Source organism: Paraburkholderia sp. J10-1 (assembly GCF_905220165.1).
Classification (GTDB): Bacteria; Pseudomonadota; Gammaproteobacteria; order Burkholderiales; family Burkholderiaceae; genus Paraburkholderia.
On sequence record NZ_CAJMYW010000005.1, the window covers coordinates 64842 to 77483 of the forward strand.

Annotated in this window: 11 protein-coding genes; 9 read left to right on the forward strand and 2 right to left on the reverse strand. The window is 65.1% G+C overall.

The genetic code is table 11. The features are described 5' to 3' along the window. The first annotated feature begins 46 nt into the window (after positions 1–46). Both U5A65_RS17740 and aroC read left to right on the forward strand, forming a co-directional pair. A complete protein-coding gene (locus tag U5A65_RS17740; protein ID WP_321946898.1) occupies positions 47–2032 on the forward strand; it encodes an MFS transporter in 1986 nt (661 codons plus the stop codon). A gap of 147 nt (positions 2033–2179) precedes the next feature. Then, on the forward strand, positions 2180–3280 hold the full coding sequence (gene aroC / locus U5A65_RS17745) for a chorismate synthase (protein WP_321909107.1): 1101 nt from the start codon (positions 2180–2182) through the stop codon (positions 3278–3280). A 96-nt stretch (positions 3281–3376) separates the two neighbouring features. Here aroC and U5A65_RS17750 read toward each other — a convergent pair whose 3' ends face one another. Further along, entirely contained in the window at positions 3377–5050 is a 1674-nt protein-coding gene (locus U5A65_RS17750) for an electron transfer flavoprotein-ubiquinone oxidoreductase (RefSeq protein ID WP_321946899.1), read from the reverse strand. Between the two features lie 176 nt (positions 5051–5226). Here U5A65_RS17750 and U5A65_RS17755 point away from each other — a divergent pair, with 176 nt between their 5' ends. Both U5A65_RS17755 and U5A65_RS17760 read left to right on the forward strand, forming a co-directional pair. Further along, the gene (locus U5A65_RS17755) at positions 5227–6003 is read left to right on the forward strand and encodes an SDR family oxidoreductase (protein WP_321909103.1); all 777 of its coding nucleotides are present in this window, start codon (positions 5227–5229) and stop codon (positions 6001–6003) included. A 65-nt stretch (positions 6004–6068) separates the two neighbouring features. Continuing rightward, entirely contained in the window at positions 6069–6509 is a 441-nt protein-coding gene (locus tag U5A65_RS17760; RefSeq protein WP_321909102.1) for an acyl-CoA thioesterase, read from the forward strand. Between the two features lie 24 nt (positions 6510–6533). Here the strand turns inward: U5A65_RS17760 and U5A65_RS17765 are convergent, their stop codons facing one another. Further along, entirely contained in the window at positions 6534–7106 is a 573-nt protein-coding gene (locus U5A65_RS17765) for a LuxR C-terminal-related transcriptional regulator (protein ID WP_321909100.1), read from the reverse strand. 257 nt (positions 7107–7363) lie between these two features. Here U5A65_RS17765 and U5A65_RS17770 point away from each other — a divergent pair, with 257 nt between their 5' ends. The 5 genes from U5A65_RS17770 to U5A65_RS17790 all read left to right on the forward strand — a co-directional run bounded on the left by U5A65_RS17770 (position 7364) and on the right by U5A65_RS17790 (position 12592). Continuing rightward, entirely contained in the window at positions 7364–8083 is a 720-nt protein-coding gene (locus tag U5A65_RS17770) for a CoA transferase subunit A (protein ID WP_321909099.1), read from the forward strand. 15 nt (positions 8084–8098) lie between these two features. Next, a complete protein-coding gene (locus U5A65_RS17775; protein ID WP_321909097.1) occupies positions 8099–8740 on the forward strand; it encodes a CoA transferase subunit B in 642 nt (213 codons plus the stop codon). 170 nt (positions 8741–8910) lie between these two features. Continuing rightward, positions 8911–9804 carry an alpha/beta hydrolase gene (locus tag U5A65_RS17780; RefSeq protein WP_321909095.1) on the forward strand — a complete coding sequence of 298 codons (894 nt, stop codon included), beginning with the start codon at positions 8911–8913 and terminating at the stop codon, positions 9802–9804. A 96-nt stretch (positions 9805–9900) separates the two neighbouring features. Continuing rightward, positions 9901–10254: a RidA family protein gene (locus tag U5A65_RS17785; protein ID WP_158757491.1), complete on the forward strand. Its 354-nt coding sequence runs from the start codon at positions 9901–9903 to the stop codon at positions 10252–10254. A gap of 88 nt (positions 10255–10342) precedes the next feature. Then, a complete protein-coding gene (locus U5A65_RS17790; RefSeq protein WP_321946900.1) occupies positions 10343–12592 on the forward strand; it encodes a bifunctional (p)ppGpp synthetase/guanosine-3',5'-bis(diphosphate) 3'-pyrophosphohydrolase in 2250 nt (749 codons plus the stop codon). The last annotated feature ends 50 nt before the right edge of the window (positions 12593–12642 follow it).

The window sequence follows — 12642 nt, forward strand, 5'->3', positions numbered from 1 at the left end:
TTTCGCGTCTGGGCCTCACGAATTCCGTCAGTGCGACTCCTACTCGATGAACGATAGACCGATGCCCGCGGCGCAGCGCGACAAGCGCAAAGCACACCATGAGGGTGATCACGCATCGCAATTCACGCTGCTGCGCCAGCGCCGTTTCGCGCCGTTTTTCTGGACACAGTTCCTTGGGGCGATGAACGACAACGTGTTCAAGATCGGCTTTACGTCGCTCGTCACGTATCAGGCTGCGCGGTTTTCCGGCGTCGATCCGAAGACGGTCGCGTTTCTGATCTCGGCCATTTTCATTTTGCCGTTCGTGCTGTTTTCCGCGACCTCGGGCCAGGTCGCCGACAAGTACGACAAGGCGATGCTCACGCGCTGGGTCAAGACCTTCGAGATCGCGGTCATGCTGATCGGCGCGGCCGGTTTCTGGATGCACAGCGCGCCGCTGCTGTATGCGTGCACGTTCCTGATGGGCGTGCATTCCACGGTGTTCGGGCCGGTCAAGTACGCATACCTCCCGCAACGGCTCACGCCCGAAGAACTGGTTGGCGGCAACGGGCTCGTCGAGATGGGCACGTTCGTCGCGATTCTGCTCGGCACGATCGTGGGCGGCGTGGCGGCGGGTATCGGGGCGATGGATCCCGCGTCCGCGCATGCCGACGCTGGGCCGCCGCTTGGCGCATGGTGGCTCGGCGGCATGTGTATTGTCATCGCGCTCGTGGGGCGGGTGGCCTCGGGTTTCGTGCCGCCGTGCGAGCCGTCGCAGCCGGATCTGCGCATCAACTGGAATCCGTTCTCCGAAACCTGGCGCAACCTGCGCCTCGCACACGGCAACCGCACCGTCTTTCTGAGCCTGCTCGGCATCTCGTGGCTCTGGTTCGTCGGCGCGACGTTTCTGGCGTCGTTCTTCAATTTCGCCAAAGATGTGATGTCGGCCGATCCCGACGTCGTGACCGTGCTGCTCGCGATGTTCTCGCTTGGCATCGGCTCGGGGTCGCTGCTGTGCGAGCGGCTCTCGCGGCGGCGCATCGAGGTGGGCCTCGTGCCGCTCGGCTCGATCGGCATCAGCGTGTTCGGCATCGATCTCTTCTTCGCGAGCCATGCGTTGCCGGCCGCCTCCCATCTGCTTTCGGTGGGCGAATTCCTGCGCACCGCCGCGCACTGGCGCGTGCTCGCCGACCTGTTCCTGCTCGCCATGTTCGGCGGTTTTTACAGCGTGCCGCTCTACGCATTGATCCAGAGCCGCAGCGCGCCCAGCCACCGCGCCCGCATCATCGCCGCGAACAACATCCTCAATTCGCTCTTCATGATCGTCTCGGCGCTCATGGCGATGGCGCTCACGTCCGCAGGCGTCGGTATTCCGGGCATTTTCCTCACCACGGCGCTGCTCAATATCGTCGTGGCGGCGTATATCTACACGCTCGTGCCCGAGTTCCTGCTGCGTTTCGTGGCGTGGGTGCTCGTGCACACGGTCTACCGCGTGCGGCTCGTGCACACCGAGCGCATACCGGCAGAGGGCGCGGCGGTGCTCGTCTGCAATCACGTGAGTTATGTCGATGCGATCGTGATCATGGCCGAGAGCCCGCGGCCGATCCGCTTCGTCATGGATCAGCAGATCTTCCGTTCGCCGTTCTTCGGCTGGGTGTTCCGTCACGCCAAGGCCATTCCGATTGCGCCCGCTCACGAAGATCCGGCTGCGCTTGCTGCTGCCTATGACGCGTGCGCGGCTGCGCTGGCCGAGGGCGATCTTGTGTGCATTTTTCCGGAAGGCAAGCTCACGCGCACGGGCGACATGAACCCGTTCCGCCACGGCGTGACCGAGATCTTGCGGCGCACGCCGGTGCCCGTCGTGCCGTTGGCGTTGCGCGGGCTGTGGGGCAGCGCGTTCTCGCGCTTTCCGGCATCCGGGCAGGACCGGCCGCTACGACGGGGTTTGACGAGCCGTTTGACGCTCGCGGTGGGCGAGCCGATCGCGGCGGCGGACGCCACGCTCGAGCGCTTGCAGGAGACGGTGGCGGAGCTGCGCGGCGCGCGGCGCTGACGCAAGCGGCATGCGGGGCACGCGGGGCGGCAGGCTGTGCCGCCCAAACCGGCGTCGCGCCGCCTTTTCGCCCAACCGAGCGGTCGGGCGTCGCCGCGCGCGGGCTGGCATAATGCTGGATTCCCCGATTCACTTTGGACGACCGCCATGTCCGGCAACACGCTCGGTACGCTTTTCACCGTCACCACCTTCGGCGAATCCCACGGTCCGGCCATTGGCTGCGTCATCGACGGCTGCCCGCCCGGCCTGGCGCTCACCGAAGCCGATATCCAGATCGACCTGGACCGCCGCCGCCCTGGCACGTCGCGTCACGTGACGCAGCGCCAGGAAGAGGACAAGGTCGAGATTCTCTCGGGCGTGTTCGAAGGGCGCACCACGGGCACGCCCATCGCTCTGCTTATCCGCAATACCGACCAGCGCAGCAAGGACTACGGCAACATCGTCGAGACCTTCCGTCCCGGTCACGCCGACTACACCTATTGGCAGAAGTACGGCATTCGCGACTATCGCGGCGGCGGCCGTTCGTCGGCACGCCTCACCGCGCCCACGGTCGCGGCGGGCGCCGTGGCGAAGAAGTGGCTGCGCGAGCGCTTTGGCGTGGAAGTGCGCGGCTACATGCGCGCGCTCGGCGAGATCGACGTGCCGTTCGTGAGCTGGGAGCACGTGCACGAGAACCCGTTCTTCGTGCCCAACGCCGACGTCGTGCCGCAGCTCGAAGACTACATGGACGCGTTGCGCAAGGACGGCGACTCGATCGGTGCGCGCGTGAACGTGGTGGCGAGCGGCGTGCCGGTGGGTTGGGGCGAACCGCTGTTCGACCGGCTCGACGCCGACATCGCGCACGCCATGATGGGCATCAACGCGGTGAAGGGCGTGGAGATCGGCGCGGGCTTCGCGAGCGTCGCGCAACGCGGCTCGGTGCACGGCGACGAGCTCACGCCGAACGGCTTTCACGGCAACCACGCTGGCGGCGTGCTTGGCGGCATTTCGACGGGGCAGGACATCACCGTGTCGATCGCCATCAAGCCGACCTCGAGCATTCGCACGCCGCGCCGCTCGATCGACAAGGCGGGCGACCCCGCGACGGTCGAGACCTTTGGCCGCCACGACCCGTGCGTTGGCATTCGCGCGACGCCGATCGCCGAGGCCATGCTCGCGCTCGTGCTGATCGATCACGCGCTGCGCCACCGCGCGCAGAATGCCGACGTCGTCGTGACGACGCCGAAGATCGCGGCCAGCGACGAGTGATGTTCGCCGGTGCGGCGCGAGCCGCACTCGTTGCGCGGGCAACAAAAAAGCCGCTTCAGGCTGACACCTGAAGCGGCTTTTTTTCGCTTGCCGAACTTACATGTTCGGATAGTTCGGACCGCCGCCGCCTTCCGGCGTGACCCACACGATGTTCTGCGTCGGGTCCTTGATGTCGCACGTTTTGCAGTGCACGCAGTTCTGCGCGTTGATCTGCAGACGGTCGCTGCCGTCGTCGTTCTTCATGAACTCGTACACCGCAGCAGGGCAGAAGCGCGCTTCCGGGCCCGCGTAGGTGCGCAGGTTCACGTTCACGGGCACGCTTGCGTCCTTGAGCGTCAGGTGCGCGGGCTGATTCTCTTCGTGGTTCGTGTTCGAGATGAACACCGAGGAGAGCCGGTCGAATGTGAGCTTGCCGTCAGGTTTCGGATACTCAATTGGCTTACATTGCGAAGCGGGCTTGAGCATCTCGTGATCGCGGTGCTGGTGATGCAGCGTCCACGGCACGTTGCCGCCCAGCAGCTTCTGCTCGATGCCGACCATCAGCGTGCCGAGGTACAGACCCTTGCTCATCCACTGCTTGAAGTTGCGCGCCTTGTACAGCTCCGTGTAGAGCCACGACTGCTTGAACGCTTCGGGGTAGGCCGCGAGTTCGTCGCTCTGGCGGCCAGCCTGCACGGCTTCGAACGCGGCATCGGCAGCCAGCATGCCGGTTTTGATCGCCGCGTGGCTGCCCTTGATGCGCGAGGCGTTCAGGAAGCCCGCGTCGTCGCCCACGAGCGCGCCGCCCGGGAACACGAGCTTGGGCAGCGACATCAGGCCGCCTGCGGTGATCGCGCGTGCGCCGTACGACACGCGCTTGCCGCCTTCGAGGTACTTGCGGATTTCCGGATGCGTCTTGTAACGCTGGAACTCTTCAAACGGCGAAAGGTACGGGTTCTGGTATGCGAGACCGACAACGAAGCCCACCATCACCTGGTTGTTGTCGATGTGGTACAGGAACGAGCCGCCGTACGTATCGGATTCGAGCGGCCAGCCCGCCGTGTGGATCACGAGACCCGGCTGGTGCTTCGCCGGATCGATTTCCCACAGTTCCTTGATGCCGATACCGTAGACCTGCGGGTCCGAATCCTTGCCCAGCTTGAACTTCTCGTTCAGCTGACGGCCCAGGTGTCCGCGGCAGCCTTCGCAGAACAGCGTGTACTTGGCGTGCAGCTCCATGCCGAGCTGGAAGTTCTCGGTGGGCTCGCCGTCCTTGCCGACGCCCATGTTGCCGGTGGCGACGCCCTTCACCGAGCCATCGTCGTTGTAGAGCACTTCCGCAGCCGGAAAACCGGGGAAGATTTCCACGCCCAGCGCCTCGGCCTGCTGGCCCAGCCAGCGCGTGACGTTGGCAAGGCTGATGACGTAATTGCCGTGGTTCTTGAAGTTGTCGGGCAGCGCCCAGTTCGGCACAGATTTAGCCCCCGTTTCGGAAAGAAAAAGGAACTTGTCCTCAGTCACGGGCACGTTCAGCGGTGCGCCTTGCTCTTTCCAGTCCGGCATCAGCTCGTTCAGGGCACGCGGATCCATGACCGCGCCCGAGAGGATATGCGCCCCGATTTCCGAGCCCTTTTCCAGCACGCAAACGCCGATTTCAGCGCCTTTTTCCGCGGCCAGCTGCTTCAGGCGGATCGCAGCGGACAGCCCGGCGGGGCCACCGCCGACGATCACGACGTCGTATTCCATCGACTCGCGTGGACCGTATTGCTCTAAAAGACTTGCGGGGGTCATCAATGCTCCTCTTGCCATTAGAATGCTTTTTTCGGGTTCGTATTGTCGGGTAACGTTCCCCGTGCCGCAACCCAACAGGCTAACATTAGCACGACCGTTCTATTCTATGGCGTCAGATTTGGTGTGCCGGTCAGGCCGCGTTCTGGCGCTTATTCACCTCTGAACAGGAACCGGAAATGGGCCGTTCGATCAATCTGGAAGGCAAGGTCGCGATGATCACGGGGGCCTCCAGCGGGCTCGGCAAGCGCTTCGCCCAGGTGCTCTCGCAGGCGGGCGCAAAGGTCGTGCTGGCAAGCCGCCGCGTGGAGCGGCTCAAGGAACTGCGCGCCGAAATCGAGGCGAGCGGGGGCGCCGCCCACGTCGTGTCGCTCGACGTGACCGACTACCAGAGCATTCGCTCGGCAGTCGCGCATGCGGAAACCGAGGCGGGGACCATCGACATCCTCGTCAACAACTCGGGCGTGTCCACGACGCAAAAGCTCGCCGACGTCACGCCCGCCGACTTCGAATACGTATTCGACACCAACACGCGCGGCGCCTTTTTCGTGGCCCAGGAGGTCGCCAAGCGCATGATCATGCGCGGCAGCGGCGGCCCGAAACCGGCATACCGCATCATCAATATTGCTTCGGTGGCGGGTCTGCGCGCGCTGCCGCAAATCGGCCTGTACGCGATCAGCAAGGCCGCGGTCGTCCATATGACGAAGGCGATGGCGCTCGAATGGGGGCGTCACGGCATCAACGTGAACGCGATCTGCCCGGGCTACATCGACACGGAGATCAACCATCACCACTGGTCGACGGAGCAGGGGCAAAAGCTCGTCGCGATGCTGCCGCGCCACCGCGTCGGCATGCCCGAAGACCTGGATGGCCTGCTGCTGCTGCTCGCCGCCGACGAGTCGTCGTTCATCAACGGTTCGATCATTACCGCCGACGACGGCTTCGGGCTCACCTGAGTGCAGGCGAGTCCGGCCGCCGGCCGGCATTCCGTTTTTTCGCAACAGCAAGAAGTTGAAGTGCAATGAGTGACTACCACCCCGTTTTTGAGATGACCATGCCGATCCGTTGGGGCGACATGGACGCGTTCGGCCATGTGAACAACACGGTCTACTTCCGCTACATGGAGCAGGTGCGGATTTCCTGGTTCGAGCATCTGGGCGTGGCCGCGGAGAGCGGCGACGGCCAGGGGCCCGTGATCGTCAATGCTTCGATGGAATTCCTCAAGCAGTTGCATTACCCTGGCGACATCGTCTGCACGATGACGGTCGGCCAGCCTGGCCGCAGCAGCTTCGACACCGGTTTCGAGCTGCGCCGCGCCGACGAGCCCGACACGCTCTACGCACGCGGAAACGCGCGCTGCGTGTGGATCGATTACGCGGCGGGCAAGTCGGTGCCGATTCCCGACATGCTGCGCTCGACCATCGAGCATGCGGGCCTCGTCAAGTCCGACCGGGTAGGCTGAGCCTTACGTCGCAGGCGCGCGCCTTTACTGGCCGAGCAACCGCTGCAGCAGCTCGGTGGCGTTGCCGGTGTCGTACTTGCGCATGAGGCGCGCACGATACACATCCACGGTGCGCGGGCTGATATCGAGAATCCGCCCGATCTGCTTGCTGGTCTTGCCGGTCACGAGCTGCGCGGCGATTTCGCGCTCGCGCGGCGTGAGCTCGATGGCCACGCGTCGCGTCGCGCTAAGGTCTTCAAACGTCCAGACGCCCGCCGCGTGCGGCTCGGCGCGGTCGAGCGAGCGCCCCGTAACGTGACACCAGAAGAGCTCACCGTTGGCGCGCTTCATGATGCGGTCGTCGGCGTAGCTGCCTTGCGCCGTCATGATCGGCGGGATGCGTGCGCCAATGCGCTCGAACTCGTCCGCAGAAGGGTAGAGCACCTGGAACGACTGGCCGATCAGGGCCTCGCGTGCGCAGCCGAAGATCGCGGCGACCTGGTCGTTGCAATCGACGATGGTGCGCTCGCGCGCAAGCACGAGGCCGATGGGCGCGAGATGGAACGCGGTCTGGTAGTCGAGAGCGGAGCGTTCGGCGGGTTGGATTGGAGCGGCCATGGCGGACGGTGCGGGTATTGCTTTATGTAGTTTTGCGTATTGTGCCGCAACAGGGGGCCAGCGTACGCTTTGCACCCATCGGAGGGGCAGATTTCAAGGCTCGCGCAGCTCGTTAGAGCCCGTGCGAGCCGCCCGGCCGGGCTGCCGGCTTCACGGCAACGCCACCGGGGCATGACTAGAATTGAGCATCCGGACGCGCTCGACGTCCGCGCGACAAACCGGATTGGCGGATTTCCATTCGAGGAAGGGACACACTGATGAACAAGGTCTATAAAAGCGCGGCTGCCGCGCTCGAAGGCATCGTCAAGGACGGGCAGACATTCGCGGTTGGCGGCTTTGGCCTCTGCGGCATTCCGGAAGCGCTGATCGGCGCACTGCGCGATACGGGCGTGAAGGGCATCACCTGCATCAGCAACAACGCGGGTGTGGACGGCTTCGGCCTCGGCTTGCTGCTGGAGACGCGCCAGATCAAGAAAATGATCTCGTCCTACGTGGGCGAGAACAAGGAATTCGAGCGCCAGTATCTGTCGGGCGAACTCGAACTCGAATTCACGCCGCAAGGCACGCTGGCTGAAAAGCTGCGCGCGGGCGGCGCCGGCATTCCGGCGTTCTTCACGAATACCGGCTTCGGCACGCTGATCGCCGAGGGCAAGGAAACGCGCCAGTTCGGCGACAAGCACTACGTGCTCGAGCATTCGCTCACGGCCGATGTCGCGCTCGTGAAGGCGTGGAAGGCCGACAAGTCGGGCAACCTGGTCTTCCGCCGCACGGCGCGCAACTTCAACCCGATGTGCGCGATGGCCGGCAAGATCACCGTGGCGGAAGTGGAGGAGATCGTCGAGAACGGCGCGCTCGATCCGGACGCCATCCATACGCCGGGCATCTTCGTGCAGCGCATCGTGCTCAACGCGCACCCGGAAAAGCGCATCGAACAACGCACCGTGCGCGCCGCAGCCGGCAACGCCGCGAGCAACTGAGCAAGGAGACCGACCATGGCATGGAATCGTGACGAAATGGCCGCGCGCGCGGCGAAGGAACTGCAGGACGGCTTCTACGTGAACCTCGGCATCGGCCTGCCGACGCTCGTGGCCAACCACGTGCCCGCGGGCATGGAAGTGTGGCTGCAGTCGGAAAACGGCTTGCTCGGCATCGGCCCGTTCCCGACCGAAGAGGAAGTGGACGCCGACATGATCAACGCCGGCAAGCAGACCGTGACGACGCTGCCGGGTTCGTCGATTTTCTCGTCGGCGGACTCGTTCGCGATGATTCGCGGCGGCCACATCAACCTGGCGATCCTCGGCGCCATGCAGGTGAGCGAGAAGGGCGACCTGGCCAACTGGATGATCCCCGGCAAGATGATCAAGGGCATGGGCGGCGCGATGGACCTCGTGGCGGGCGTTGGCCGTGTGGTCGTGCTGATGGAGCACGTGGCAAAGGGCGACCAGCACAAGATTCTCGACGCCTGCACGCTGCCGCTGACGGGCGTGGGCGTGGTCGACCTCATCATCACCGATCTCGGCGTGATGGAAGTGAGCGATGCCGGTCTGAAGGTGACCGAGCTGGCGCCGGGCGTGACGGTGGACGAGATCAAGGCCAAGACTGGCGCGCCGCTCGATGTGAGCGCTGTGAGCTGAAAGTCGTAGCGTAAGCACGATTGGCGGCGGGCGAGACTTCGGTCTCGCCCGTTTCGTTTTGGCCGTGCTTTTCGGTGCGGGTTGCGTGCGGCTTTGCCACCGATGCCGCGCGGCAAAGCCGTTTACAATCGGCCGAAAGTCTTGATGCGCCTTCGAGCGAGGATCCCGCGATGACCGAATCGACCGCCGTGCCGCGCCAGCAATATGTGCAGTGCCTGAGTCCCGCGGGCCTGCACCGCATCGCGTACACCGAGTGGGGCGACCCCGCCAATCCGCGCGTGCTCGTATGCGTGCACGGACTCACGCGCTCGGGACGCGACTTCGACCGCTTTGCCGCTGCCATGGCCGACGAATACCGTGTTGTCTGCCCCGACGTGGCCGGGCGCGGTCTCTCATCGTGGCTGCTCGACCCGCGCGGCTACGGCGTCGCGCAGTACCTCGCGGACATGGTTACGTTGATCGCGCGCACCGGCGTGGAGAAAGTCGACTGGTTTGGCACCTCGATGGGCGGCCTGATCGGCATGGCGCTCGCGGGGCTGCCGGGCTCGCCCATTGGCCGCATGCTGCTCAACGACATCGGGCCGCATATCGAACCCGCGTCGCTTGCTCGCATCGGCGAGTACGTCGGGCAAGGCGGGTCTTTCGCTACGCTTCAGGAAGGCATCGACAACGCGGCGCTTCTCGCGGCTTCGTTCGGCCCGCTCAGCGCCGGGGAGTGGCGCGAGATCAATACGCCGTTGCTGCACGAAGTGGACGGCCAGTGGCGCTACCGCTACGACCCGCGCATTGCCGAACCCTTCAAGTCGACCACGCCGGAGCAGAACGAAGAGGGCGAGAAGTTTCTGTGGCGCTCGCTCGCCGCGTTCGAGGGGCCCGTGCTTGTCGTGCGCGGAGCGCTTTCGGACCTGCTTTCGCGCGAAACGGTCACGAAGATGGTCGAGACCGGGCGCAACGTATCGAGCGTCGAAATCGAGGGCGTCGGGCATGCGCCCGCGTTCCTCGCGCCCGACCAGATCGCGATCGCGCGCCGTTTTTTCGACGGCGAGGGCCTTCGCGCGTCATAATATGAGATTCGCCGGCATATTCCGGTGCGCTTGCATGCGCGCTGGCTCGCGCCGGCCCGGAAGTCGATCGTTTTTCACTTCTCAACAGGAATTTTCATGGCAGTCATTCGTCACCACGTTGGCCCGCGTCTTTCGGAAACCGCCATCCACAATGGCACCGTCTACCTGGCTGGCCAGATCGCCGAGGACACGAAAGAGGACATCGCCGGCCAGATGCGCGAAGTGCTCGGCCACATCGACCGCCTGCTGGGCGAGGCGAACAGCGACAAGTCGCTGCTTCTCTCGGTGCAGATCTATATCGCCGACATGAAGGATTTCCCCGGCATGAACGCCGAGTGGGACAAGTGGGTTGCGCAAGGCGCGACGCCGCCGCGCGCGACGGTCGAAGCGAAGCTCGCGAATCCGGAATGCCTCGTCGAGATCGTCGTGGTGGCTGCGCAGCGCGATTGAGTGCAAGTCGTTCAGTCGGCGTAGTTTCACCGAGTGTGTTTGATCCTTTTCGTTGTCGCCCGTCCGGCATGCCGGCGGGCATCGCCTCATGAGTAGCGACACCGTTCCTCCCGCCCCCGCGGTTTCCGCCGATACCGGCGCGCTGCCGTCGCTCGACGACGCGCTTGCGTTCGTGCGCGAGCACGCCGGCGACGCACGTCTTTCCACCGGCGAGCCGCTCATCGAGCACGCGCAGGGCACGGCGTCCATCATGAGCCGGCTCAACGTCGATCCGCCTGCCGTGCTCGCCGCGGCGCTCTTCAATCTCGCGCCGCATCTCGACGATCCGGAAGCCACGCTCGAAGCGCGCTTCGGCGCGGAAGTCGCCAAGCTGGTGTTCGACGTGCGCAAGCTGTTGCGGCTTGGCAGCGTGAGCCTGCGGGCGGCGCAGCAGGCCGTGCCCGAAGCCGGCCGCGAAGGGCGCGACGCCCAGGCGGCGCGGCGCGCGCAGGTCGAGTCGTTGCGCAAGATGCTGCTCGCGTTCGCGCAGGACATCCGCGTCGTGCTGATCCGGCTCGCGTCGCGCCTGCAGTCGCTGCGCTTTTATGCGGCGGCCAAGATCACGCCCGCGCCCGAGATCGCGCACGAGTCGCTCGAAATCTACGCGCCGCTCGCCAACCGGCTGGGCATCTGGCAACTCAAGTGGGAACTCGAAGATCTCGCGTTCCGCTTTCAGGAGCCCACTACCTACAAGCGCATCGCGAAGCTGCTCGACGAAAAGCGCGTGGAACGCGAGAGCTACGTGGCCGAGGCGATCGCGCGGCTGCAGAGTGAGCTTGCCGCCGCGCATATCCCCGCCGAGGTGAGCGGACGGCCCAAGCACATCTACAGCATCTGGAAGAAGATGCGCGGCAAGGAGATCGACTTCTCCGAGCTTTACGATGTGCGCGCGTTCCGCGTGATCGTGCCCGACATCAAGGATTGCTACACGGTGCTCGGCATCGTGCACAACCTCTGGCAGCCGGTGCCGAAGGAGTTCGACGACTACATCTCGCGGCCCAAGCCCAACGGATATCGCTCGCTGCACACCGTCGTGATCGGCGACGACGGCCGCGCGTTCGAGGTGCAGATCCGCACGCAGGAGATGCATCAGTTCGCCGAGTACGGCGTGGCCGCGCACTGGCGCTACAAGGAGGCCGGTGCGAAGGGCTACGGCGGCCAGTTCAGCGCAAGCAGCAGCTACGACGAGAAGATCGCGTGGCTGCGCCAGTTGCTTGCCTGGAAGGACGATGTCTCGGACGCTCGCCAGCCGTGGGAGCAGTTGCGCCAGGCCACGCTCGACGACGACCACATCTATGTTCTCACGCCCCAGGCGCGCGTGATCGCGCTGCCGCAAGGCGCGACGCCGCTCGACTTCGCGTATCACCTGCACAGCGAACTGGGCCATCGCTGCCGTGGCGCGCGCGTGGACGGCGCGATGGTGCCGCTCAACACCCAGCTTCGCAACGGCCAGACGGTCGAGATCGTTTCGGTGAAGGAGGGCGGGCCGTCGCGCGACTGGCTCAATCCGCAGCTCGGCTATCTGCATAGCCCGCGTGCGCGCCAGAAGGTGCGCGCGTGGTTCAACGCGATCGAAGCGCAGGAAAACATCGCCAACGGCCGCGCGATGGTGGAAAAGACGCTGCAGCGCGAGGGCCGCACGTCGGTCAATCTCGATCAGCTCGCGGCCAAGCTCGGCTTCAAGTCGCCCGACGACCTCTTCAGCGTGGTCGGCAAGGAAGAGTTCAGCCTGCGCAATGTCGAGCACGCATTGCACGACGCGCCCGCGGCCGAGCCCGAGGAGGAAACGCCCGAACAGCTCACCAAGCGCGCGAGCGGCGCGAACGTCGCGCATGGCGGGTCGTCGGGCGTGCTGGTGGTCGGCGTGGATGCGCTGCTGACCCAGCTCGCGCGCTGTTGCCGGCCCGCGCCGCCCGACGCGATCAGCGGTTTCGTCACGCGCGGCAAGGGCATGTCGATCCATCGCAGCGATTGCCCGACGTTCCTGCGCATGGCTGACCGTGCGCCCGAGCGCGTGCTGCATACCACCTGGTCCGCCGACGTGATGGGCGGGCGCGGCCAGTCGGTCTACCCGGTCGATATTTCGATCGAGGCCACTGACCGCCAGGGTTTGCTGCGCGACATCTCCGAAGTGTTCGCGCGCGAGAAGATGAATGTGATCGGCGTGAAGACGCAGTCGCGCCGCAATGCGGCGTACATGCAGTTCACGGTGGAAGTGTCGAATTCCGCGCAGATCCAGCGCGCCTGCGTGCTGCTGGGCGAGGTGGGCGGGGTGCAGCGGGCGTCGCGCAAGGGCTGAGGCGGGCAGAATTGGCGCGCTGCAAAAAAAGCTTGCCAAGTCTGCGGGTA